The organism is Streptomyces sp. NPDC005141, assembly GCF_053599975.1.
In genome coordinates this window covers 1-24,738 of record NZ_JBSFYW010000091.1, presented here as the reverse complement: position 1 = coordinate 24,738, position 24,738 = coordinate 1, and the positions used below count along the sequence as shown (strand labels likewise).

19 protein-coding genes are annotated in these 24,738 nt (G+C 71.5%); 13 read left to right on the top strand and 6 right to left on the bottom strand.

Going from position 1 to position 24,738, the window contains the following annotated elements:
* Positions 1 to 198: 198 nt before the first annotated feature.
* Positions 199 to 1,638 carry an NADP-dependent phosphogluconate dehydrogenase gene (gene gndA / locus ACWD68_RS38730; RefSeq protein WP_451811163.1) on the bottom strand — a complete coding sequence of 480 codons (1,440 nt, stop codon included), beginning with the start codon at positions 1,636 to 1,638 and terminating at the stop codon, positions 199 to 201.
* Positions 1,639 to 2,144: 506 nt separating this feature from the next.
* Between gndA and ACWD68_RS38725 the strand changes: the two genes are divergently transcribed.
* Entirely contained in the window at positions 2,145 to 3,344 is a 1,200-nt protein-coding gene (locus ACWD68_RS38725) for a transglycosylase family protein (RefSeq protein ID WP_451811162.1), read from the top strand.
* Here the strand turns inward: ACWD68_RS38725 and ACWD68_RS38720 are convergent.
* Positions 3,334 to 4,683 (bottom strand): DMT family transporter, encoded by a 1,350-nt coding sequence (locus ACWD68_RS38720; protein ID WP_451811161.1) that lies wholly within the window; start codon positions 4,681 to 4,683, stop codon positions 3,334 to 3,336. The genes ACWD68_RS38725 and ACWD68_RS38720 overlap by 11 nt on opposite strands.
* Before the next feature lie 210 nt (positions 4,684 to 4,893).
* Between ACWD68_RS38720 and ACWD68_RS38715 the strand changes: the two genes are divergently transcribed.
* The 6 genes from ACWD68_RS38715 to ACWD68_RS38690 all read left to right on the top strand — a co-directional run bounded on the left by ACWD68_RS38715 (position 4,894) and on the right by ACWD68_RS38690 (position 13,987).
* Positions 4,894 to 5,643: a (2Fe-2S)-binding protein gene (locus ACWD68_RS38715; RefSeq protein WP_451811160.1), complete on the top strand. Its 750-nt coding sequence runs from the start codon at positions 4,894 to 4,896 to the stop codon at positions 5,641 to 5,643.
* A gap of 85 nt (positions 5,644 to 5,728) precedes the next feature.
* Positions 5,729 to 6,880: a glycogen synthase gene (glgA, locus tag ACWD68_RS38710; RefSeq protein ID WP_451811164.1), complete on the top strand. Its 1,152-nt coding sequence runs from the start codon at positions 5,729 to 5,731 to the stop codon at positions 6,878 to 6,880.
* 81 nt (positions 6,881 to 6,961) lie between these two features.
* Positions 6,962 to 8,182, top strand: a complete 1,221-nt coding sequence (gene glgC / locus ACWD68_RS38705) for a glucose-1-phosphate adenylyltransferase (RefSeq protein WP_451811159.1) — start codon at positions 6,962 to 6,964, stop codon at positions 8,180 to 8,182.
* 346 nt (positions 8,183 to 8,528) lie between these two features.
* Entirely contained in the window at positions 8,529 to 10,859 is a 2,331-nt protein-coding gene (locus ACWD68_RS38700) for a GH92 family glycosyl hydrolase (protein WP_451811158.1), read from the top strand.
* Positions 10,860 to 11,041: 182 nt separating this feature from the next.
* Positions 11,042 to 12,370, top strand: coding sequence for a wax ester/triacylglycerol synthase family O-acyltransferase (locus ACWD68_RS38695; RefSeq protein ID WP_451811157.1), 1,329 nt, complete (start codon positions 11,042 to 11,044; stop codon positions 12,368 to 12,370).
* Positions 12,371 to 12,472: 102 nt separating this feature from the next.
* Positions 12,473 to 13,987, top strand: a complete 1,515-nt coding sequence (locus tag ACWD68_RS38690; protein WP_451811156.1) for an SDR family NAD(P)-dependent oxidoreductase — start codon at positions 12,473 to 12,475, stop codon at positions 13,985 to 13,987.
* A 213-nt stretch (positions 13,988 to 14,200) separates the two neighbouring features.
* Here the strand turns inward: ACWD68_RS38690 and ACWD68_RS38685 are convergent, their stop codons facing one another.
* Both ACWD68_RS38685 and ACWD68_RS38680 read right to left on the bottom strand, forming a co-directional pair.
* Positions 14,201 to 15,007, bottom strand: a complete 807-nt coding sequence (locus ACWD68_RS38685; protein ID WP_451811155.1) for an SDR family oxidoreductase — start codon at positions 15,005 to 15,007, stop codon at positions 14,201 to 14,203.
* A gap of 226 nt (positions 15,008 to 15,233) precedes the next feature.
* Positions 15,234 to 15,830: an HD domain-containing protein gene (locus ACWD68_RS38680; protein ID WP_451811154.1), complete on the bottom strand. Its 597-nt coding sequence runs from the start codon at positions 15,828 to 15,830 to the stop codon at positions 15,234 to 15,236.
* A gap of 528 nt (positions 15,831 to 16,358) precedes the next feature.
* Between ACWD68_RS38680 and ACWD68_RS38675 the strand changes: the two genes are divergently transcribed.
* Both ACWD68_RS38675 and ACWD68_RS38670 read left to right on the top strand, forming a co-directional pair.
* Positions 16,359 to 16,535, top strand: coding sequence for a hypothetical protein (locus ACWD68_RS38675; protein WP_451811153.1), 177 nt, complete (start codon positions 16,359 to 16,361; stop codon positions 16,533 to 16,535).
* 56 nt (positions 16,536 to 16,591) lie between these two features.
* A complete protein-coding gene (locus tag ACWD68_RS38670; protein ID WP_451811152.1) occupies positions 16,592 to 17,071 on the top strand; it encodes an N-acetyltransferase family protein in 480 nt (159 codons plus the stop codon).
* Between the two features lie 37 nt (positions 17,072 to 17,108).
* Here ACWD68_RS38670 and ACWD68_RS38665 read toward each other — a convergent pair whose 3' ends face one another.
* Together ACWD68_RS38665 and ACWD68_RS38660 are read right to left on the bottom strand one after the other, a co-directional pair.
* Complete coding sequence (locus ACWD68_RS38665) at positions 17,109 to 18,449, bottom strand: amidase (protein ID WP_451811151.1); 1,341 nt, start codon at positions 18,447 to 18,449, stop codon at positions 17,109 to 17,111.
* 353 nt (positions 18,450 to 18,802) lie between these two features.
* The gene (locus tag ACWD68_RS38660; protein WP_451811150.1) at positions 18,803 to 19,846 is read right to left on the bottom strand and encodes a LacI family DNA-binding transcriptional regulator; all 1,044 of its coding nucleotides are present in this window, start codon (positions 19,844 to 19,846) and stop codon (positions 18,803 to 18,805) included.
* Positions 19,847 to 20,067: 221 nt separating this feature from the next.
* On the opposite strand from ACWD68_RS38660, the gene ACWD68_RS38655 reads away from it, so the two are divergent.
* The 4 genes from ACWD68_RS38655 to ACWD68_RS38640 all read left to right on the top strand — a co-directional run bounded on the left by ACWD68_RS38655 (position 20,068) and on the right by ACWD68_RS38640 (position 24,581).
* Positions 20,068 to 21,357, top strand: a complete 1,290-nt coding sequence (locus ACWD68_RS38655; RefSeq protein WP_451811149.1) for an ABC transporter substrate-binding protein — start codon at positions 20,068 to 20,070, stop codon at positions 21,355 to 21,357.
* A 6-nt stretch (positions 21,358 to 21,363) separates the two neighbouring features.
* Complete coding sequence (locus tag ACWD68_RS38650; RefSeq protein WP_451811148.1) at positions 21,364 to 22,344, top strand: carbohydrate ABC transporter permease; 981 nt, start codon at positions 21,364 to 21,366, stop codon at positions 22,342 to 22,344.
* Entirely contained in the window at positions 22,341 to 23,255 is a 915-nt protein-coding gene (locus ACWD68_RS38645) for a carbohydrate ABC transporter permease (protein ID WP_451811147.1), read from the top strand. The genes ACWD68_RS38650 and ACWD68_RS38645 overlap by 4 nt, the downstream gene beginning before the upstream one ends.
* Positions 23,256 to 23,348: 93 nt before the next feature.
* Positions 23,349 to 24,581, top strand: a complete 1,233-nt coding sequence (locus ACWD68_RS38640; protein WP_451811146.1) for a glycoside hydrolase 5 family protein — start codon at positions 23,349 to 23,351, stop codon at positions 24,579 to 24,581.
* Positions 24,582 to 24,738: the final 157 nt, after the last annotated feature.

Below are 24,738 nucleotides of genomic sequence, written 5' to 3'. Positions count from 1 at the left end.
GCGGCCGCGTGAGCTGCCCCTCACCCCGGGCCCGCCACCGGCCAGTGCCCCCCGGCCGCGGGCCGCCCCGCCCGGGGGGCCCGGCGGGGGGGGTTGAGGGACGGAGACTCACGCGCCCGGCCGGGGCCGCCCGGGTGCCGCGCAGCGGGGCTGATCGGGGCCGGGTGATGCGGGCCGGGACCGGTCCGGGCGGCAGCCCTACGCCTCGACCTCCGAGCGGTCGCCGCCCCACAGCGTGTGGAACGACCCCTCGCGGTCCGTCCTGCGGTAGGTGTGCGCCCCGAAGAAGTCCCGCTGCCCCTGGGTGAGGGCGGCCGGCAGGCGCTCGGCGCGCAGGGCGTCGTAGTAGGCGAGGGCCGCCGAGAAGCCGGGGGTGGGCACGCCCTGGCGGGTCGCGGCGACGACGACCTCGCGCCAGTCGTCCTGGGCCGCCGCGATCTCCTGGGCGAACGTCTCGTCCGACAGCAGGCTCGGCAGGTCGGGCCGGGTGTCGTAGGCGGCGCGGATACGGTCGAGGAAGGCCGCCCGGATGATGCAGCCGCCGCGCCAGATCGAGGCGACGGAGCCGAGGTCGATGTTCCAGTCGTACTCGTCGCTGCCCGCGGTGATCTCGTGGAAGCCCTGCGTGTACGAGACGATCTTCGACGCGTACAGCGCCTGCTCCACCCGGTCGGCGAAGGCCGCGGCCTCGGACTCGCCGAGCTGCTGCGCCGTAGGACCGGCGAGGCCGCGCGAGGCGGCGCGCAGGTCGGCGTGTCCGGACAGGGAGCGGGCGAAGACCGCCTCGGCGATACCGGACACCGGCACACCCAGGTCCAGCGCGATCTGCACGGTCCAGCGGCCCGTGCCCTTCTGCTCGGCCCGGTCCTGGACCACGTCCACGAACGGCTTGCCCGTCGCCGCGTCCACGTGCGACAGCACCTCGGCGGTGATCTCGATCAGGTAGGAGTCGAGCCGGCCGGTGTTCCAGGTGCGGAAGATGTCCGCGATCTGCGCGGGGGAGTACCCGGCGACGTCACGGAGCAGCTGGTAGGCCTCGCCGATGAGCTGCATGTCGGCGTACTCGATGCCGTTGTGGACCATCTTTACGAAGTGCCCGGCGCCGTCGGGACCCACATGCGTGACGCACGGTGCCCCGTCGGCGGCCTTCGCGGAGATCTTCTCCAGCATCGGACCGAGTGAGGCGTACGACTCGGTCGAGCCGCCCGGCATGATGCTCGGCCCGTGCAGCGCGCCCTCCTCGCCGCCGGAGACGCCCGTGCCGACGAAGTGGATGCCCTGCTCGCGGAGCGCGCGCTCGCGGCGCCGGGTGTCCGCGAAATGCGCGTTGCCGCCGTCGATGATCATGTCGCCGGGCTCCAGGAGCGGGGCGAACTCCTGGATCACCGCGTCGGTCGGCTCGCCCGCCTTCACCATGATCACCAGGCGCCGGGGGCGCTCCAGCGCCGCCACGAACTCCTTCGCGGTCTCGGCCGCCACGAACGTGCCCTCGTGGCCGAACTCCTCCACCAGCGCGTTCGTCTTCGCCACGGTGCGGTTGTGCACGGCGACCGCGTAACCGTTGCGCGCGAAGTTGCGGGCGAGATTGCGTCCCATGACCGCGAGACCCGTGACGCCGATCTGGGCTGAAGTGCTCATTCGGATGGCTCCTATGAAGTCCGGTAAGAAGTCCGGCGACCGGCAGGGAGGGAAACTCCGCCGTCGGTGCCGCCGGTCGTGCTCGTCCGTGCTGTTCGCCAGTATTGCCCCAGGCCATCCTGACGCGTCGGAGGTGTCAACGCAGCAGGCCGCCCCGGCGTCGCGAGGGCGGATTTCGGCCAGGCCGTACGCCGTCGGCTGCCGGTGGCGGGGGTTTCCGGCATCCCTCACCGGGTCCGCGCTCCCGCGGAGCCCGTTCCGGCGGCGCGTTTCCGCCCGCCCGTCGCCGGACACCGGAAACCGATGCCCACAGGCCACGGAGCGGCGGGGCGGCACACCCGGGTCCCGCGGCGGCCCGGTCACCGACCGTACGGAGCGCGTTCGGGCCGCCGGAGGGGGGACGGCCGGTCAACCGCCTTTTGGGAGCGACCGATTGCCACCTTGTCCTGGCCTGTTCCCAGCGCTTACTTTTGCCGCTCCTGACGCATGTCTAGGGGGGCTCCCTCATGGCCGTACGCGGCCGGCACCGCCGGTATCAGCCGAACAGGATCAACCGCGCCTCACTCACCGTCACGGTGGGCGGCGCCGGGATCGCGCTCCCCTTCGTCGGAACCGGAGTCGCCCAAGCGGCCGATGTCGGCACCTGGAACAAGGTCGCCGCCTGCGAGTCCAGCGGCAATTGGAGCATCAACACCGGCAACGGCTATTACGGTGGACTGCAGTTCACCCAGTCCACCTGGGAGGCGTACGGCGGCAAGGCCTACGCGCGGCGCGCGGACCAGGCCACGAAGGACCAGCAGATCGCCATCGCCGAGAAGGTGCTCAAGGGCCAGGGCCCCGGTGCCTGGCCGGTCTGCTCGGTCCGCGGCGGGCTGACCAGAGGTGGCGCCGCCCCCGACATCAGCCCCGCGGGGACCGCGCCGCAGACGGCGAAGCAGCGTTCGGTGCGGGACGTGAAGCCGCAGACCACGCCGCAGTCGCAGGCCGGGACCGCGGAGATGTACACCGTCGTGCACGGCGACACGCTGTCCGGCATCGCCGGTTCCCGGCATGTCGAGGGCGGCTGGCAGGGGCTGTACGCCGCGAACCGCACGACCGTCGGCTCCGACCCGGACCTGATCCTGCCGGGCCAGCGGCTGAACCTGCGCGGCAAGGCCCAGGCGCCCGCGCACACGCGGGAGGCGCCGACGAAGACCCCCGCGAAGACGCCCGCCAAGGCGCCCACGAGGACGCCGGCGAAGAAGGCCTCGGCCGGCACGACGTCTCCGCACAGGACGACCCCGGAGAAGGCCGGGAAGACGCACTCGTTCGTCGCCCCGGTGAGGGCGGCGACCGGCACGCCCTACCGTGCCGCCGGCTCCTCCTGGTCGAAGGGGTACCACACGGGCGTCGACTTCCCTGTGCCGACCGGCACCTCCGTCGAGGCGGTCGCCGCCGGTCATGTGGTCAGCTCCGGCTGGGGCGGATCCTTCGGCTACGAGGTGGTGATCCGGCACGCCGACGGCCGCTACACGCAGTACGCCCACCTCTCCGCGATCTCCGTGAAGGCGGGGCAGAGCGTGGTGGGCGGCCAGCGGATCGGCCGCTCAGGGTCCACGGGCAACAGCACGGGCCCGCATCTGCACTTCGAGGTGCGGACGGGGCCCGGCTTCGGTTCTGACATCGACCCGGTGGCCTACCTCCGGGCGGGCGGCGTCAGGATTTGACTCGGGTGCGGTGGTGGTTGACGAACGGCATCGGCGCGTAGGGCATGCCGAGCATCGCGGTCAGGAAGGGCAGCTCGTCCGCCGCCGCCGGGTCCTGCGAGGCGACGACCTCCATCGCCGGAGCGGGAGCCCTGAGCGCAGCCGGTGCGAACACGCCTCCGGCACCGCGCTGCGGGGCCGGTACGAACCCGCTCACGGCAGAGGCCTGCGGGGCCGGCATGAACGCGCTCACGGCACCGGGCTGCGGGGCCGGTACGAGCGCGCCGTCGCCCGCCTCGGAAGGCTTGGGCAGCCCGGCCAGCAGCTTCTCCACGGTCGCCTCGGTGACCGTGAGAGCGCCGAGGTCGGTGGCGACCGGGACCAGCGGCTCGGGGAGCCGGGGTGCCGAGAGGGCCGGGACGGCCGCCGTGGAAGGCTCGTCGTCGACGGGCAGGTGGGCGTCGCCCGGCTCCCGGGCGTCCGTCTCCGGCACGTCCGCGAGCTCCGCGGGAGCGGTCGCCGTCCGGCCACCGCTGCCGATCCGGTCGGTGGTGAGCAGGATCAGACCGCCCGCCGCGACGACGCCGCAGCCCAGTGCGAGCGCGGTGCCGGTCGTGCCGTAGCGGAAGGTCTCGCCGAACATCGTGATGCCGACCGCGGCCGCCACGACGGGGTTCACGACCGTCAGGGTGGCCAGCGGCGCCTCCAGGCCGGCGCCGCGGTACGAGGCCTGCGAGAGCAGCATGCCGGCCGTCGCGAAGACACCGATGGCGGCGAGGCTCGACAGGTTGGCGAGCGAGACGTGCTGGGACCAGTCCACCGTGACGGTCTTGGTGAACACGGAGGACATGCTGAAGGCGATGCCCGCCGCGACCGCCAGCAGCACACTGCGCACGGCCGGGTGCCGGTGCGCCGCGCGCCCCGCCACCATGAGGGCGGCGACCGCGCCGCCCGCCACGATGGCCAGCGCCAGGCGCTGGGGACTGCTCAGGGACTGCGCGTCGGACGCGCCGACCAGTGACAGCAGGCCGGCCAGGCCCACGGTGGCCATGATCGCGCCCCGCCAGGCGGTCGCTCCGGCCTTCCGGCCGACGAACAGGGCCGCCATCGGAAGCGCGAAGACGATGGTCAGCGCGCCGAGCGGCTGCACGAGACTGAGCGGGCCGAAGGCGAGGGCGACCACGTGCAGCAGCCCGCCGAGGCCGTTCAACGCCACGGCGGCCCACCAGCCCGGCCTGCGCAGCGGTGCGTAGGTCTGGCCGGGAGAGGTCAGCGCGACCTGCTCCTGAACGATCGCGCCGCCCGCATACGCGACGGCCGAGACGAACGAGAGCACTACGGACAAAGCGAGGGCACTCATGAGTCCCTCCTCTGCGTACGGCGCGGAGCAGCGGCCCGGCGCGACGAACGGTCGGCTTCCATGCAAACAACGATGCCCCGCGATTTAGTTCTCGTCGTCGTCCCTGAGCAGTCATTGGGTCCTACTGCCGATGGAGTACGAAACGCCCCTTGTCCTCCCCAGGGTGGGCGACACCACGGGCCGATCCACTGGTGGTTCCCCCTAGGGGGCTTGGTACTACTGCTCTTCGTGGACCTCGACCCCCGACTCACAGTGCTCGACACGCTCGGCGGATTCTTCGTACTACGCACCGGCGTAGCGCCGAGCGGCCCCCTGCCAACCCTCACGAGCGCCTGGGGGAACCCGCGATTCGGGACCCCCGAAGATGTTTACGGGGATCCTGTAACTTTCCGCGTCCAGAAGGTCGCGCAGAATATTCGGGCGCCGGAGCCGCGGGTCGCGGCATCGGTGGCACACCAGGGTCTGGCGGCCCGGTTCTGGTCGATCGCGCTCGGTGCCGCCGTGCTCTGCGGCCGGCTGCCCGACCTCGACCCGGAGCTGCTGCGCTGGGACCCGGACGCCGGCGTTCCGGACGATCTGTGGCTCTCCGAGGTCCGCCCCCGGCCCGTGGCCGATCTCGACGCGGTCGTGCGCGACGGACTTCTCGTTCCGCTGAGCGCGGCCCTGCGCTCGCGTCACCGCGTCTCACCGGCCCTGCTGTGGGGCAACGCGGGCTCAGCCCTGGCCGGAGCCGTGCGCGGGCTGGACCGCTGGGCGCTCGCCCACGGGCGCCCGGACGTGGGCGAGCGGGCCAGGACACTGGCCGGGCGGCTCTTCGAGCACCCCGACCTCGCCGGCACCCTCGACCCCAGGACGCTCCGCCGCCGCAGCTGCTGCCTCTACTACCGGGTTCCCGGCGGCGGAGTCTGCGGCGACTGCTGCTTCGACCGCCCGCCGCGGCCCGCGCCCGGCCGGGGCTGACGGCGGGGCTTCCCGCGTGGTCTTCCGTATCGGCTTCAACTGAGTGACCATGAGGGGCACCAGCCGGCTATCACGGGGGTTCTGTGTGCGCGTGGGACTGCTGACCAGGGAGTACCCGCCGGACGTGTACGGCGGTGCGGGCGTCCATGTCGAGTTCCTCGCACGGGAGTTGCGCGCTCTCACCGAACTCGACGTGCACTGCTGGGGCGAGGGCGGCGCCGGCGGGGTCGTCCGCCACCGGCCCTGGCCCACGCTCGACGGCGCCAACGACGCCCTGCGCACCTTCTCCGTGGACCTCTCCATGGCCGCCGCCCTCGAAGGCCGCGAACTCGTCCACTCCCACACCTGGTACGCCAACCTCGCGGGACACTTCGGAAAGCTCCTGCACGGCATCCCGCATGTGATGACCGCCCACTCCCTCGAACCGCTGCGCCCCTGGAAGGCCGAGCAACTCGGCGGCGGCTACGCCCTGTCCAGCTGGGCCGAGCGCACCGCGATCGAGGCCGCGGACGCCGTGATCGCGGTCTCCGGAGCCATGCGCGAGGACATTCTCGGCTGCTACCCGGTGCTGGACCCGGGCAGGGTGCACGTCGTGCACAACGGCATCGACACCTCCCTCTACCGGCCCGACCACGGCACGGACGTCCTGGAGCGGATCGGCCTGGACACCGGTCGCCCGTACATCCTGTTCGTCGGCCGCATCACCCGGCAGAAGGGCGTGCCCCATCTTCTGCGCGCGGTGCGGGACATCGACCCGGCCGCGCAGGTGGTGCTGTGCGCGGGTGCCCCCGACACCCCGGAGATCGACCGGGAGTTCCGCGAGCTGTACCAGGAGCTGAGCGCTGTGCGCGACGGCGTCCACTGGATCCCGCAGATGCTGCCCCGTCCGGACGTCATCCAACTCCTCACACACGCGGCCGTGTTCGTCTGCCCCTCGGTGTACGAGCCGCTCGGCATCGTCAACCTGGAGGCGATGGCCTGCGGGACGGCGGTGGTGGCCTCGCGCGTCGGCGGCATCCCCGAGGTGGTCGAGGACGGAGAGACGGGCCTGCTCGTGCCGCTCCAGGACGACTTCGAGGCCGCTCTGGCGGCGGCCCTGGACTCCGTGCTCGCCGACCCCGAGACGGCCCGCCGCATGGGCGAGGCCGGACGGCGGCGCGCGGTGGGGGAGTTCGGCTGGGACGCGGTGGCCCGAAAGACCGTCCGGTTGTACGAGGAAGTCCTCAAACCGGGGTAACCATCGGACAGGCGAGCTTCAGAGACACGGGCGGGCCCGGGCAGCCGGGCGTGGCCCTACCGGGCGTAGAGGGGCGGCGGCATGCGGCGCGGTGGACCTTCGGTGCTGGGAATCGTACTGGCGGGCGGTGAGGGCAAGCGGCTGATGCCGCTCACGGCGGACCGGGCGAAACCAGCGGTGACCTTCGGCGGCACGTACCGCCTCGTGGATTTCGTACTCTCCAATCTCGTCAACGCCGACATCCTGCGCATCTGCGTGCTCACGCAGTACAAGTCGCACTCGCTGGACCGGCACATCACCACCACCTGGCGGATGTCGAGCCTGCTCGGCAACTATGTGACGCCGGTTCCGGCCCAGCAGCGGCTCGGGCCCCGCTGGTACCTGGGCAGCGCGGACGCGATCCTCCAGTCGCTCAACCTGATCCACGACGAACAGCCCGAGTACGTCGCGGTGTTCGGCGCCGACCACGTCTACCGGATGGACCCCCGGCAGATGCTCGCGCAGCACATCGAGGGCGGCGCGGGTGTGACGGTGGCCGGGATACGGGTGCCGCGCTCGGAGTCGTCGTCCTTCGGCGTCATCAGCCCCGGTTCCGACGGGCAGTCCGTGCGGGGTTTCCTGGAGAAGCCCGCCGACCCGCCGGGACTCACGGACGACCCGGAGTGCGTCTTCGCCTCGATGGGCAACTACATCTTCACCACCAAGGCGCTGATCGAGGCGCTCCAGCGGGACGCCGAGGACGAGAACTCCGTTCACGACATGGGCGGTTCGGTCCTGCCCGCGCTCACCGACCGGGGCGAGGCGCAGCTGTACGACTTCAGTGACAACCACGTACCCGGCGAGACCACCCGCGACCAGGGCTACTGGCGTGACGTGGGAACCCTCGACGCCTACTACGACGCCCACATGGACCTGATCGCCGAGCGTCCCGCCTTCAACCTGTTCAACCGCAGCTGGCCCGTCTACACCAGCTCCGGGCAGCTCTCGCCCGCGCGGTTCAACGCGGGGGGCATCGCGAGCGAGTCCATCATCAGCGCGGGGTGCCTGATCCGGGGGCAGGTGACGCGGTCGGTCCTGTCGCCGGGCGTGGTCGTCGATCCCGGAGCGGTGGTGCAGGGCTCGATCCTGCACGACAACGTCAAGATAGGCCGGGGTGCCGTGGTGCGCGGCGCGGTGCTCGACAAGAACGTCGAGGTGCCGCCGGGCGCGACGATCGGCGTCAATCCGGAGCGCGACTCCGACCTCTACACGGTCTCCAAGGGCGGCGTGATCGGCCTGGGCAAGGGCCAGCGCGTGCCGTAACCGGCACAGGGCGCCCCGGGCCCTTGCCGACGTCCTCGGGCGACGGCCGGGGCCCAGGCCGCCGTGCGCGGACAACGGCCCCGGACACCGGGTTCACCCAGCCGGGACCCCGGAGCCGTTTGTCATGTCCCTGGACAGGGGGTGGCGACGCGTGTTGTCATGCCAACTGCTGTCGATGACAACGTTGCCGCTCTGACAACGATGTCATCGGCTGGGACGGTCTCGGACGCGCCGTGCCCGGACGCGACGCGTCCCGCGGGATCCTCGCCGGTTGCCCGGAAAGCCGATCCCCCGACCCGACCATGCATGAGACAACGATGTCGATCACCCACCGGAGGTCTCCCGCATGAGATGGACCCGGCGCCTGCGCCTGTGCACGGCCGGGCTGGTGACAGCCTCCGCGCTGTTCGCCCTGCCCACCGCACAGGCCGCCGAGCCGCGTGACGGCCAACTCACCGATCTGGTGAACCCCTTCATCGGAACGGAGAACGAGGGCAACACCTATCCCGGCGCCGCCGTGCCCTTCGGCATGGTGCAGTTCTCGCCGGACACCGGCCACAACACCGGGTACGACCATTCCCAGAACCACATCCGCGGCTTCTCCCTCGTCCATCTCTCGGGTGTCGGCTGCGGTCTCGGCGGCGACCTGCCCGTCCTGCCCACCACCGGGGACGTCACGCGAACGGACTACGCGAAGTACGAGGCCGAGTTCAGCCACGACACCGAGGAGGCACACCCCGGCTCCTACAAGGTCGGTCTGAAGACCGGGATCGAGGCCGAACTGACGGCCACGGAGCGCACCGGCGTGCAGCGCTACACCTTCCCGGCCACGGACAAGGCCAACGTGCTGCTGAACGCGGGCCAGTCGCTGCACCGGACGGTCTCGACGAAGGTCGAGATCCTGGACAACCGGACCGTCCGCACGGCGATCACCGGCAGTGGCTTCTGCCAGGGCACCAAGCCCTACACGGTGTACACGATCACCCGCTTCGACCGGCCGTTCACCACCTCGGGCACCTGGAACGGCGACACCGTCACCGAGGGCTCCGAGGAGACCGCCGGCACCGGCCGGAGCGGCGCCTTCGTGCGCTTCGACACCACCGGCGACCGTACGGTCGAGGCGACCACCGCGCTCTCGTACGTCGATGCCCGCGGCGCGGCCGTCAACCTCCGCTCCGAGGGCGGCCGTTCCTTCGACGCCGTCCGCGGCGCCGCGCACCGCGCGTGGGAGGACCGGCTCGACGACGTGCGCGCGAAGGGCGGCTCCGACACCCTGCGCCGTACGTTCTACTCGTCCCTCTACCGTTCCTTCCTCGCGCCCAACATCGGCAGCGACGCCGACGGCCGCTACACCGGCTGGGACCAGCGGATCCACCGCGCGAAGGGCTTCACGTACTACCAGAACTGGTCGCTGTGGGACACCTACCGCACCCAGTCGCAGCTGCTGTCCCTGCTCGCGCCGCGCGAGGCGCGTGACATGGCGATCTCCGTGATCAAGATCGACGAGGAGAGCGGCTGGCTGCCCAAGTGGGGCTACGGCACGGTCGAGACGAACATCATGACCGGCGACCCGGTCACCCCGTTCCTCACCAACGCCTACCAGCAGGGCCTGCTCCAGGGGTACGAGGAGCGGGCCTACAGCGCGCTGAAGAAGAACGCCGACGGCGTGCCGCCCGCCGACTCGCCGGCGGTGGGCCGCGAGGCCAACAGGGAGTACATCGCGAACGGCTTCGCGCCCTACGTCAAGGGCCGCCCGCACGCGAAGCCCGGCGACTCGGACTACGACCACGGCGCCTCCGCGACGCTGGAGTACGCCCTGTCGGACGCCATGCTCGGCGCGATGGCACGGGATCTGGGTCACGCCGACGACGCCGCGCGCTACCTGGCGCGGGCCCAGAACTACCGCGCGGTACACGACGGTTCGACCGGCTTCTTCCGTGCGCGGGACGCCTCCGGAGCGTTCACCGGACCGGCGGACCCGGCCCAGAGCGAAGGCTTCCACGAGGGCACGTCCTGGCAGTACCAGTGGCTCGTGCCGCAGGACCTGCCCGGCATGGTGGACCTGATCGGCGGCAAGCAGGCGGCGAACGACCGGCTCGACTCGTTCTTCGCCTACGGGCAGTTGCTGAAGGACCCCGCGAAGACCGCCCGCGAGGTCTGGGTCAACGGCCCGTACGCCTACTACAACGCGGACAAGTACAACCCGCAGAACGAGCCCGACCTGATCGCCCCGTACACCTATCTGTCGACGGGGCAGCCGTGGAAGACGACCGACGTCGTGCACGCGGCGCTGACCCTGTTCACGGACGCGCCCACCGGGATGACCGGCAACGACGACCTCGGCACGATGTCCGCCTGGAACGTCCTGTCGTCCATCGGGATCTTCCCCGTCCAGCCCGGCTACGACACCTGGGGGCTGTCCACCCCCGTGTTCGAGCGGGTCGACCTCACGCTCGACCGGCGCTACTACCCGCTGGGCGCTCTGACGGTGACGGCGCCGGGCACGTCGGACACCGACCGGTACATCCAGTCGGCCCGGGTGGACGGATCCTCGTACGGCCGCACGTACCTGACGACCGGCACCCTGCGGGGCATCCGCTCACTCGGTTTCACGGTCGGCTCGGAGCCGTCCGAGTGGGGAACGTCGGCCTCCGCGGCGCCTCCGGTCCTGAAGTGACGGAGGGCGTGCCTGTCCTGAAGTGACGCAGGACATGTCGTGAGGTGAAAAGAGTCCCGCCCCTCCCGGGAGGGGCGGGACTTAATCTGGTGTTAACTGAGCGTAGCCTGATCGTACTTGACCGTAATCACCGGTCCGGGTTTGACTGCAAGCTCACCCGCTGCCGACGCGAGAGCAAGCCTTTGACTTCTGACCTGCTCGCACCACTCGACCTTGCGTTCTGGAACATCGAGTCCGACCGGCATCCGATGCACCTCGGCGCCCTCGGTGTCTTCGCCGCGCACTCACCCACCGCCGGTGCCCACGCCGCGGACCTGCTCGCGGCCCGCGCCGCCGCCGTCCCCGGACTGCGGATGCGCATCCGTGACGTGTGGCAGCCGCTGGCACCCCTCGCCTTCGGCAGCGCGGCCCGCGAGCCCGCACCCGACTTCGAGCCGCTGGACCACGTCCTGCTGCACGCGCCGACCACCGACTTCCACGCCGAGGCCGGCCGGCTGATGGAACGCCCGCTGGAGCGCGACCGGCCGCCCTGGGAAGCCCACGTGCTTCCCGGCGAGGACGGCGTGTCCTTCGCGGTGCTCTTCAAGTTCCACCACGCGCTCGCCGACGGGCTCAGGGCGCTGATGCTCGCCGCCGCCATCATGGACCCGATGGACCTGCCGGAGCCCCGCCCGCGCCCCGCCGAGCAGCCCCGCGGGCTCTTCCCGGACATCCGCAAGCTGCCCGGTCTGGTCCGCGGCACCCTCTCCGACGTGGGCCGCGCCCTGGACATCGGCACCTCGGTGGCCCGCGCCACACTCGGCGTCCAGTCCTCGCCCGCCCTCACCTCCGAGCCCACCGGCACCCGGCGCACCGCCGGTGTGGTCATCGACCTCGACGACGTGCACGTCGTCCGCAAGACCGTCGGCGGGACCGTCAACGACGTCCTGATCGCCGTCGTCGCGGGCGCACTGCGCCGCTGGCTCGACGAGCGCGGTGACGGCAGCGAGGGCGTCTCCCCGCGCGCCCTGATCCCCGTCTCCAGGCGCCGCCCGCGGACCGCTCACCCCCAGGGCAACCGGCTCTCCGGTTACCTGATACGGCTTCCTGTCGACGACCCGGACCCGCTCGGCCGGCTGCGTGCCGTGCGGACGGCGATGGACCGGAACAAGGACGCGGGACCCAACCGGGGCGCCGGTGCCGTCGCGCTGCTCGCCGACCACGTGCCGCCGCTCGGGCACCGGCTCGGCGGCCCGGTCGTGGGCCAGGCCGCCCGGCTGCTGTTCGACATCCTCGTCACCAGCGTGCCGCTGCCCAGCCTCGGCCTGAAGCTCGGTGGCTGCCCGCTCACCGAGGTCTACCCGTTCGCCCCGCTGGCCCGTGGCCAGGCCCTCGCGGTGGCCGTCTCGACCTACCGGGGCAAGGTCCACTACGGGCTCGTCGCCGACGCGGAGGCCGTGCCGGACCTCGATCTGCTGGCCCGTTCCCTGACCGAGGAGGTGCGCACACTGATCACCGCCTGCACGCCATGATGATCACGGGTTTGGTGCCGCGCGCGATTGCTCCGTAAAATTCCGCATTCGAAAGCGAGCGCGGTTCGAACGCGGCGCACAACCCGAGGAACGGCAGCAGCGATGACGGTGACAGAGGACGGCCGGGCGACCCCCGCCGTGGACACGACAGAAGCGGCGGACGTCGCGTTCGGTCCCGGTATCGACCCCGAGCGGCTGGCCGTCTGCCTCAGCGTGCTCGACGAACTCGAGAAGATCGACGTCGACCACCCCGACGCCATCACCGTGCGCCGCGCCACCGCGGGCATCTACCGGTCCGTGAAGCAGCGCCGCCGCCAGGACCGGCGCGCCGCCAAGACGGCTCACGACAAGCAGGTCACCGAGTCCACCGCGACCGGTTCCGCCCAGCGCATCGACGACGAGACCGAGGGCATCCTGCCGTCGTCGGTGACGGAGGAGGGAAAGATCGCGGGGATACTCCAGCGCCCGCGCTCCTGCTACACCTGCAAGACCCGCTACGTCGAGGTCGACTACTTCTACCACCAGCTCTGCCAGGACTGCGCCGCCCTGAACCGCGCCCGGCGCGACGCCCGCGCCGACCTCACCGGCAAGCGGGCGCTGCTCACCGGTGGCCGCGCCAAGATCGGCATGTACATCGCGCTGCGGCTGCTGCGTGACGGTGCCCACACCACCATCACCACGCGCTTCCCGAAGGACGCCATCCGCCGCTTCAAGGCCATGGACGACTCGGCGGACTGGATGCACCGCCTGGAGGTCGTCGGCATCGACCTGCGCGACCCCGCCCAGGCCGTGGCCCTGGCCGACCGGGTCGCCGAGCACGGCCCGCTCGACATCCTGATCAACAACGCGACGCAGACCGTACGTCGTCTGCCCTCCGCCTACGCCGCGCTCGTCGACGGCGAGAGCGCCCCGCTGCCGGCCGGTGAACTGCCCGCCAGCCACGTCATCGGCGCCTTCAACTCCGGCGCCGTCGACGGTCTGGCGGCGCTGCCCCTCGGCACCAGCGGCATCGACGCGCAGAAGGTCGCCGACCTCGCGCTGGTCGCGGGCAACGCCAGCGTCGCCCGGCACCTCGACGGCACGGCCATCGACGCGGGCGGCCTGGTCCCCGACGTCGTCGACAGCAACACCTGGGTGCAGACCATCGAACAGATCTCCCCGGTGGAGCTGCTCGAGACCCAGCTGTGCAACTACACCGCGCCGTTCATCCTGATCAGCAAGTTGCGGACACTGATGGCCGAGGCCGCGCGCCGGGCGCCCGCCAAGCGCTCGTACATCGTCAACGTCTCGGCGATGGAGGGTGTGTTCGGCCGGGGCTACAAGGGCGCGGGCCACCCGAACACGAACGCGGCGAAGGCCGCCATGAACATGGTGACGCGCACCAGCGCCCAGGAGATGTTCCAGACCGACGGCATCCTGATGACCTCGGTCGACACCGGCTGGATCACGGACGAGCGCCCGCACTACGACAAGCTGCGCCTGGCCGACGAGGGCTTCCACGCCCCGCTCGACCTCGTCGACGGCGCGGCCCGCGTGTACGACCCGATCGTCCGCGGCGAACACGGCGAGGACCTGTACGGCGTCTTCCTGAAGGACTACGCGCCGGGCAAGTGGTGACGAGGGCGGGCGCCGGGACGTGGGGATGACGGCGGGCGCCCGCGAGCGCTGACCACGCCCGTGGGCGGTCACGACGGCGGGCGCGGCAGCGGTGCTTCCGCCGTCGTACCGGGCGCTCGTATCGCCGGGAGCGCTCGCATCTCCCCGAGGGCCTGGGCTGCCCGTGGGCACATGCCACCCCGAGGCCTTGTACCGCTGGGACCCGGCACCCCCTCAGCCGTCGGGTGTCCGTGCCCGGAGGCGTTCGTGGACGGCGTGGGCGGGGGAGCCCGCGTACGCCGCCCGCACCCGCGTCCCCCCGTCGACCAGCAGATCCGCCCCGGTGATCCACTCGGCCGCGTCGGACGCCAGCCACGTCACGGCACGGGCGACGTCCTCGGGCCGCCCGATACGGCCGAGCGGGAGCCCGGCGCCCAGCTCGTCCTCGGAGTGCTCCCAGACGAAACGGGCCATCTCGGTGCGGACGAGACCGGGGGAGACCGAGTTGACCCGCACCTTCGGGGCCAGCTCCCCGGCCAGCTGCCGGGTCAGATGGAGCAGGGCGGCCTTGCTCGTGCCGTACGCGCCCACCTGCGGCCCGACGTGTCCGGCACCCTCCGTGCAGACATTCACCACGGTCCCGCCGTGCTCGCCCATCCAGGCCCGCCAGGCGGACTGCGTCAACCGCAGAGGGGCCTCGACGTTGACGGCGAACGCCTCGCGCCAGCGCTCCGGTGCGGCGTCCATGAGGGGGCCGTAGGGCTGGTTGGTCGCCGCGTTGTTGACCACGATGTCGACGCGCCCGAAGGTGTCGAGCGTCAGCGCGGTCAGCTCCGTCAGATGCGCCCCGTCGGCGACGGAACCCGCGAGCCCGATGCCGCCGACCCGCTCGGCGGCTCGCTGTACCGCGTCGGCGTCCCGCGCGGTCACGCACACCCGCGCACCCGCTCCGGCGAGCGCCTCGGCGACGGCGAGACCGATCCCGCGCGAGGCCCCGGTGACGATGGCGGCCCTGCCCTCCAGCATGTACGGCGACATCATCCGCGTACCGTCTCATGACGCACCGTCAGCCGACAGGCCCCGGCGGCGACTGCTGCCGCCCGACGGCCAGGACGCCGAGCGCCGTGAGCGGCTCTTTTGCGCGGCGGTCGTCGCGGACGCGGCGGCCGGGGCTCGGCGGCGAGGGCCCCGGCCGCGGTCGGCGGCTCGGGTGGCGAGGGGGCCCGGCTGGGGAGGCGGCTCGGTCGGCGAGGGGGCCTGGGCGCCGTCAGTCCGCGGCCCCGAGGCGCGCGGAACGTTGCGCCACCAACTCCAGTACCGTGCGCCAGTCCTCCATGACCCCGGCGTCCAGGCCCACGACCTTGCCCGCGTCGTCCGCCTGCCGCACGGTCACCGCGTCCTCGGCCAGCGGGTCCTGCTCGAACGCGGCCATCTCGCGCGGGGTCATCGCGCCACTCTGCGCGGTCAGGGTGAGCGCGCTCCGCGGGGACGGGCCCCGGCCCGGTGAGGTGGCCGTCAGATAGCGCTTCGCCGCCACATGCAGACGTACGAGGCGGGAGACGCGCTCGCCGAGCAGTGACCGGACCGCGTCGGCCGCGTGGTCGGCGTGCCCGGCGTCGTCACCCGGCCTGAGCAGATGCCCTATGTCGTGCACCAGGCCCGCGACCTGTAGTTCCTTGTCGCTGGGGTGGCCCCGCCGCAGCAGCGCGGCGGTCTGCAGCGCGTGGTCGTGCAGATCGACGGGGTCGCCGAGGGGTGTCCCCCCGCTCGAGCGAGGCCGGGAGTGGGGGAGGTCCGGGGTGTCCCAGGCGCCCCGGCACGCGTGCAGCAGATCCATCAGCTCCTCGACGCCGCGCAGCTCCATGCGTCAGTCCTCCCGCGAGAAAGGCCGTTGCCGGGCGCCAGCAGAGCATGGCCTCCTTGCGATCCGGCCAACGGGACCTGAACTGCGTGCCGGCTTCGATGCCGGCTGCGCGAGTCACCGTCGGCCGACGGTGACTTCAGGCATACCCGTGGGCCGGTCCCGGCGCCCACGCCCAGGGTCGGTTTTGAGCCGAATGGGTGGTAGCGAAGCGGGCATCACGCTTCAAATCGCCGCAGATCGGGGCCTGATGAGTCCTGGATGACGTGTGACAGTAACCTCAAGTTTTCAGCCCCATCGAGCAGGGGCCTGCTCATTTGGTTACCCTGTAGCCGACGGGCAGCCTTACTGGGGTCCACCCACACCCACGGTCCGTCCCGGGACAAGCCGGCTACCACGGCCTGCTCTCATACGAGTTACCGGCGCCACCGCGTCCCTAACTGATTCGACTCAGACCCGAGCGGACGTCAGGTGAGCGGCGCGTACCGTGCCGTATGTCCCGAGGGTTACCCGACACATAAGGAGTGCGCGGTGACACCAGAGAAGACGAATCGCGATCAGCGCCCCAAGGAACAGACGGAGCGCTCTGGCGGTGGGACCGACACCAAGCTCGGCAGCCTGGACGTGTGGGCCAGGTCCGCCCCCATCCGCCTCGCGGGCTACGAGGACGACCTCGCCGAGCCCCACATCCTGCCCAGCGTCGACTGACCGACGCCAGGGTCCATCGCGATCGCTGACGGCATGGGCGTGCAGGACTCGCGCCCATGCTGATCAGACAAGCCGCGGCCGACGACCGGCCGCGGATCTGGCCTTTCCGGCACCGGATCGTCGCCGCCCGCGAGACCTACGCCTGGGATCCGGACACCTCCGAAGAGACCGCCCGCGCCCTGTGGACGGGCCCGGGGAAGCGCGTGTACGTCGCCGAGGACGACACCGGCGCCGTCGTCGGCTCCGCCTACGTCACCGCGAACTACGGTCCCGCCGCGCGGGTCGCCAACGCCGAATTCATGGTCGACCCGGACCACGGCGGACGCGGCATCGGCCGCGCCCTCGCCGAGCACGTCCTCGCCGCCGCGAAGGCCGACGGCTTCCGGAGCATGGTGTTCAACGCGGTCGTGGAGACCAACCCCGCCGTCGGGCTGTGGACTTCGCTCGGCTTCACCGTTCTCGGCACCGTCCCGGACGCCTACGAGCACGCCCGGCACGGGCCGGTGGGTCTGCACATCATGTACCGCGCGCTGTGACCGAGTTGGGCCGCGCCGCCAAGGACCCCGTTCCCGGCTAGCCGAGGGGTGCGGTACGCCGCCACGGGTGCAGTACCTCGAGCTGTCCGGCCACGTCGAGCAGAGCCGCCTCGGAGCCGGGCAGGCCCACGAGCTGCACGGCGCAGGGGGCGCCGCTCGGCAGTGTCCCGAACGGGACCGACATCGCGGGCCAGCCGGTGAGGTTCCACGGCGGCGTCATCGGCGAGTAGTTGGTGTTGGCCAGAAGATTGCGCAGCCAGCCCCGCTTGTGCCAGTCGACGGAGGTGGGACTGCGTCGGGCGAGCGCCGGGGTGAGCAGCACGTCGTGCTCCGCGAAGAACGGTGCCAGGCGGCCGCGGAGTTGCTCGCGGCGCGCTCCCTTGCGCACCCCGGTCACGAAGCGGCGTCCGACCGCGGCGTGCACCCGGGTGCGCCGGGCCAGTCTGCGCGGGTCGAGATCCTCGGCGTCCACCGCGGTGCCCGCCGTCCAGTGCGCGAGGGAGGTCGTGCTCAGCCAGAGCGGGTACGGCGGGTTCGCGGAGCGCACCTGGTGACCCGCCTCGGCCAGCAGGGCGGCGGCCTCCCTGGCCGCTCTCGTATACGGCCCGGTGACGCGGACACCGGCCAGCGGACTGCGTACGGAGACGGCGATCCTGCGGGTGACGGGCTCCGCGGGAGGCGCCGGCTCGGTGTCCGCGAGGAGGGAGAACAGCAGCCGGAGGTCCTCGACCGTCGTGGCGAGCGGGCCGTTCTCCGACATGCCGAACCAGTCGCCGTGACCGATCCCGGCCGGGACCACGCCATGGCCCGGCTTCAGCGTGACCAGACCGCAGTTGGCGGCGGGTATGCGCAGCGAGCCCATCCCGTCGTTGCCGAGTGCGATCGGCACCATCCGGGCGGCGACCGCCGCCGCGCTGCCGCCCGAGGAACCGCCCGCCGTGCGGGACAGGTCCCAGGGGTTGCGGGCGTTGCCGTACACACCGTCCGTGGTGCCGAAGACGCAGAGCTCGGGCACGTTCGTCAGGCCCACCACGACGGCGCCCGCCGCACGCAGCCGGGCCACGGTGACATGGTCCTCGTCGGCGGGCGTGTCCGCGGTCGCGGCGGAGCCGTTGCGGTTCGACTCGCCGCGCACCGCGAGGTTGTCCTTGACCGCCACCGGCACGCCCGCGAGGGGGAGCCGGCCGAGATCCCCGGTCGCCAGCGCGTCGGCCTCCGCGAGGGCGGCCTCGGCGCGGACCGTGCGGAAGGCGCCGACACGGTCGTCGAGCCGTTCGATCCGCGCGAGGTGTTCGGCCACCACCTCGCGGGGGGTGACCCGCTTCTCGCGTACGGCTGCGGCGATCTCGGTGGCGGTCCGGCCGACCCAGGTGGTCACGGGCGCTCCTCACTCCTGGCGTACTGGCGAGTAGTTACGAGGAGCACTCTGCCCGGAGGTGGGGCGCCGCGTCGAGAGTCCGCGGCCCTGGACCTTTCGCCCGGCCCTCGCGGGCGTCGAGCGGCGTACCGGCCGAGGTTGCCCGCGAGGCCCCCCGTAGCGCGTGAGACCGTCCGGTCCCGCCAGGGCGGGACGACCGTGGAGAGGACCGGCGTGACGGCCGGCGGAACCGGCAGGGGCGACGGCCGGCGGAACGAAGGGAACCTGGCCGCATCGCCCGGTCCTCCGCTCGGGAACGCCCCGTTCACGGCCGGTCACCGGACCGGTCGCCGGAGCCCCGACGGGGGACCTGCTCACGCCCGGCGGGGCCCCGTGCTCTCCCGCTCGATGAGCCGAGGCACCGGCACCCGCACCGTGCGGGCCGGCCCGCCGTCCAGGAGCGCGGTCAGTTCCTGGGCCGCCGTGCGGCCGAACTGGACCGTGTCCCGGGAGAGCGCCGACAGCCACGGTCTGACCATGCGGCACAGCGGGGAGTCCTCCCAGGCGACGACGGACACGTCTCCCGGGACGGTGAAGCCCAGCTCCGTCGCCGCGGCCACGCCGGCGAGGGCCATCACGTCGTTGTCGTAGACCAGGGCGCTCGGCGGGACGGCGCTCTCCAGCACGCGGCGGGTGACCGCGGCGCCCTCGGCGTCCGAGTAGTCCGTGGTCACCGAGCGGACCTCGGCCAGGCCCCGCCGCTCCGCCTCCGCGCGCAGCGTCCGGATGCGCCGCTCGGTGTGGGCGAGCCCCGGCAGACCGGCGATGTGCACGATCCGGCGGTGGCCGAGGGCGTACAGCTCGTCGACGACCGCGGCCATCGCGCCCGCGTCGTCCGCCCAGACCGTGGACAGTCCCGGATGCCGGGCGTCCGGCGCCCCGCCGATCACCACGGCGGGCAGACCCAGCTCGTCGAGGAGACCCGGACGCGGATCGTCCACGCGTGGGTCGACGACCAGCACACCGTCCACGCGGTGCTCCGCCCACCAGCGCCGGTAGACCGCGCACTCGGCGTCCACGTCCTCGGCCACCTGGAAGAGCAGGCCGAGATGACGCTCCGCCAGCACCTCCTGGATTCCCGAGATCAGCTGGAGGAAGAACGAGTCCACGCCCAGGGTGTCGGCGGGGCGTGCCACCACCAGGCCGACGGTGGCCGCGCCCTCGCCGGACAGCTGGCGCGCCGCCGTGCTGGGCCGCCATCCGAGCTGTTCGGCGACCCGGCGGACCCGGTCGCGGGTGACCTCGGAGACGCCGGGCCGGTCGTTGAGCGCGAAGGAGACCGCGCTCTCGGAGACCCCGGCGCGGCGCGCGATGTCCTTCATCGTCGGACGGCGCGCGGGGGACCGCTTGGCCGGCATGGTGGCTCCCCCTTTCTTGAAGCTGTGCACTAATGCGCTTGAGTGATCAAAGCCTAAAGCGCATTAGTGATCGTGCGCAAGCTGCTGTTGGCAATACGCTGACCTGCACTAATGTTCCGCGGATTCATTTAGTCCGCTCTAATCCATTGACTTCCCTGAAGTCGGCCGGGCAAGGTCGCTGGCGCCACCATCTGCCGACGCCGCAAGGGAGCCGTGTCACCGTGCCCATACCCCGCAGAGCACTTGTCGCCGCCGCCGTCGCCCTCGTCCTGCCGCTGAGTGCCTGCGGCTCCGGTGACGACGGCGGCGGCTCGACGGACGCCTCCGGCAAGGTCGAGGGCGACATCACCTTCCAGACCTGGAACCTGAGGGCCAACTTCAAGCCGTACTTCGAGGGCGTGATCGCCGACTTCGAGAAGAAGTACCCCGGCACCCACGTGAAGTGGATCGACCAGCCCGCCGAGGGCTACGCCGACAAGATCAGCGCGGACGCGGCGGGCGGCACCCTGCCCGACGTCGTCAACGTCTCGCCCGACCTCGTCGCCCCGCTCGCCAAGGCTGGCCTCGCGCTCGACCTCGACAAGTCCGCCGGCCAGTACAAGAAGGAGTACCTGGACGGCGCCTGGGCCGGGCACCAGGTCCCGGGCATGACCGGCACGTACGCCTTCCCCTGGTACCTCAACACCGGCCCGCTCTTCTACAACAAGTCGCTGTTCAAGCAGGCCGGACTCGACGCGTCGAAGCCTCCGACGACGTACGACGAACTCTTCGCGGACGCGCTCCGGTTGGCGAAGAAGAGCGACGGCAAGGTCGCCACCCTCGCCAACGTGCCCACCATCGAGGACTTCGGCCGCTACGGCGTCGAGCTGATGAACAAGGAGGGCACCGCGTTCTCCTTCAACGACACCAAGGGAGTCGAACTCCTCACCAAATACAAGGAGTTGTACGACGCCAAGGCGCTCGACACGCAGGCGCTGACCGCCACTCCGGAGTCGTCCGGCAAGAAGTTCCTGACCGGCGCCGTCGCCATGAACCCGGGCAGCGCCCTGGACCTCGGCAACTTCAAGAAGCAGGCGCCGAGTCTCTACAAGAACATCGGCATCACGGACCAGATCACCAGCACCGGCAAGGTGAACATGTACGTGATGGGCGTGATGGTCAACTCGCGCACCAAGCGGACGCCGGCCGCGGTCGCCTTCGCGCACTACGTCACCGACGCGCGCAACCAGATGTCCTTCGCCAAGAAGGTCGCGATCTTCCCGAGCACCGCGGGATCCCTGGACGACCCGTACTTCACCGAGGAGGACGGCACCGACGAGACGCGCGTGCGGATCGCCGCCGCCAAGTCGCTGAAGAACGCGGTCAATTACACGCCGGTCCTGTTCAGCGAGCAGATGAAGACGGCGCTGCGCAACGAGGTCGCCAAGGCGCTCCAGGGCAAGGAGAGCCCCAAGACGGCTCTTGACAACGCTGTCAAGGCCTGCGACACACTGCTTCGGCAGCAGGGCTGAGCGGACATGGCACGCTCCTCCAGCACCGTGCGGGAACCCCGGACCCTCTCCCCGGAGTCCAGGTCTCCATCCCCGGGGCGGCGGCCCGGCGACCGGGCGCGACCGTCCGGGACCCGGGTGCGGCGGCAACTGGCCGCCGGGCCCTGGCTGTTCGCCGCACCCGGCCTCCTGGTCGTGGGTGTCTTCATCCTGTACCCGTTCGTCTCGACGGTGATCAACTCCTTCACCGACCGCCGCACCCTGATCCCCGGCGAGTTCGTGGGCCTCGCCAACTTCCGGGAGCTGCTGCACGACGAGATGTTCTGGACCGGACTGCGCAACAGCACGCTCTACGTCCTCGGGGTCGTCCCCGCGCTCGTGCTCCTGCCGCTGCTGCTCGCGCTCCTCGTCCAGAAGAACATCCCCGGCATCACCTTCTTCCGGTCGGCCTTCTACACCCCGGTCGTCGCGTCGATCGTCGTGGTCGGGCTCATCTGGGTGTGGCTCCTGGACGAACGCGGGCTGGTGAACGCGCTGCTGGAGGCGATCGGGGTGGGCAAGGTCGGCTTCCTCAGCGACCAGTGGCTGCTCCTGCTCAGCGCCATGGCCGTCACGGTCTGGAAGGGCCTCGGCTACTACATGATCATTTACCTGGCCGCACTCGCCAACGTGCCGCGCGAGCTGCACGAGGCCGCGGCGGTGGACGGCGCGGGCGCGGTGCGCCGCTTTCTCACGGTCACCGTGCCCGCCGTCCGCTCCACCATGGTGCTGGTCGCCGCGCTCTCCTCGGTCGCCGCCTTCAAGGTGTTCTCCGAGGTGTACCTGATGGCGGGCCCGGACGGCGGCCCGGCGGGCGAGGACACCACCCTCGTCATGCTCGTCCAGCGCACCGGCACCGGACTGACCGGCCGGGTCGGCTACGCGTCGGCCATCTCGGTCGTCGTCTTCGTCGTCACCGTCGCGCTCATGCTGCTCGTGCTGCGTGCCGACCGGAAGGAGGACGCGTGAGCGTGCCGGAAAAGGTGCGTCCCACCGAGCGGCGACCGGGGGCGGAGCGCCCGCCCCGCCGTCGCGTCACCGACGAACACGGACGTCACGTCCGCGCGTGGGAACTCGCCCTGCGCTACCTGCTGTTGCTGGCCGTCCTCGCCCTCACCGTCGGCCCGTTCCTGTGGCAGCTGTCCACCTCGCTCAAGGGACCGACCGAGGACATCTTCAGCTCGCCGCCGAAGTTCCTCCCCGGCGACCCGACCCTGCACAACTACCAGCGGGTCGCCGACATCATCCCGGTCTGGGACTACGCCCTCAACTCGCTCAAGGTCGCCGGCGCCAACGTCGTCACCAACTGCGTCGGTTCGGCACTCGCGGGCTATGCCCTGGCCCGACTGCGCTACCGGGGCCGGCGCGTGACCACCCTGGTCTTCATCCTCGCCATGCTGGTGCCCGTCGAAGGCATCATCATCGCCCAGTTCACGACCATGCGGGAGCTCGGTCTGAACAACACGCTGATCGGGGTCGTCCTGCCCGGCTGCATCGGCGCGATGAACGTGCTGCTGATGCGCAACGCCTTCCTCAACCTCCCCTACGAGATCGAGGAGGCGGCCTTCGTCGACGGGGCCAACGTCTGGCAGCGGTTCCTGCGGATCGCGCTGCCCTCGGTGAAGGGCACCCTCGCCGTCGTCGCGATCTTCGCCTTCATGGGTGCCTGGGACGACTTCCTGTGGCCGCTCATCGTGCTCAGCGATCCGTCGAAGTTCACCCTGACCATCGGACTCAACTATCTGCACGGCACCTTCGCCAACGACGAACGGCTCGTCGCCGCGGGCACGATCATCGCCGTGGCACCCCTGATCGCCCTCTTCGCCTGCCTCCAGCGGTACTTCTTCCGCGGTGTGGGCGAGGGAGCCGTGAAGGGCTGACGGCCAGGGGCCGTTCGCCCCGGGCCTCCGCTCCCACACCTCCGCACCTCCGCACCTCCGCACTCCCGTCCTTTCGATTCGCAAGGATCCCGCATGCCTCCTGCCGTGCGCTTCGGCGTCAACTACACCCCGAGTGCCGGGTGGTTCCACCACTGGCTCGACTTCGACCTGGACTCCGTACGCGCCGACCTCGACTCCGTCGCCGCGCTCGGCCTGGACCACATCCGGGTCTTCCCGCTGTGGCCCTACTTCCAGCCCAACCGGACGCTGATCCGCCCGCGGGCCGTCGAGCAGCTCGTCGCGCTCGCCGACGCGGCGGGCGAGCGGGGACTCGACGTCAACGTGGACGGCCTGCAAGGACACCTGTCGAGCTTCGACTTCCTGCCGGCCTGGACGCGCACCTGGCACCGGCGGAACATCTTCACCGACCCGGACGTGATCGACGGGGAGGCGGAGTACCTGCGCACCCTGGCCGCGGCCCTCGCCGACCAGCCGAACTTCATCGGCATGACGATCGGCAACGAGGTCAACCAGTTCGCGGCCGGCCCGCACCCCGACCCGGACCGTGTCACCGCCGGCCAGGCCGAGGCGTGGCTGCGGCGCCTGCTGGCCGCCTGCGAGGAGGGCGCCCCCGGCAGGACGCATCTGCACGCCTCGTACGACGCCGCCTGGTACCAGGACGACCAGCCGTTCACGCCCGAGCACTCGGCCCGGCTCGGCGCGATGACCGCCGTGCACTCGTGGGTGTTCAACGGCACGGCACAGCGTCACGGCCGTACCGGCGTCGCCACCGAGCAGCACGCCGCCTACCTGATCGAGCTGTCCAAGGCCTGGGCGGACGACCCGCACCGGCCGGTCTGGCTCCAGGAGGTCGGCGCCCCGGCCCCCCTGATCCCCGCCGAGCACGCGGCCGCCTTCACCGAGGCGACCGTCGCGGGCGCCCTGGACTGCCCCGATCTGTGGGGCGTGACCTGGTGGTGCTCGCACGACGTCAGCCGCGACCTCGCCGACTTCCCCGAACTCGAATACAGCCTCGGCCTGTTGACGAACGACCGGCGGACCAAGCCCGCCGGTGAGGCCATCGCGAGGATCGTCAAGGAGGGCCGTACCGGCGTCCCCGCCACGCGCACCACCGCGCTGGCCGTCGACACCGCGCAGGGCCGTTCGGTCTGCGCGCCCGGCGGCCCCGTCTTCGAGGCCTTCGCCCGGCTGACCGCCGACGGGGTCCGCCCCACCACTGTCCTCGCGAGCCGCGCCGCCGACCGGGAACACCTCGCCGCACGCGGCATCACCGAGGTCGTCACACCGGGTCAGGTCACCGCCTGACCCCAGCGCCGCAGTCCGTGCCCCCAGCGACGACGATACGGAGCACACATTGACTCCTCCCCCTCCCTGGAGGAGGGGGATTCCTAGCTCACTTCGCCCGGCACCTAGCAGGTGGCGGGGCTTACAAGATCAGCACCAGCCGGGTTGAGACCAGCCC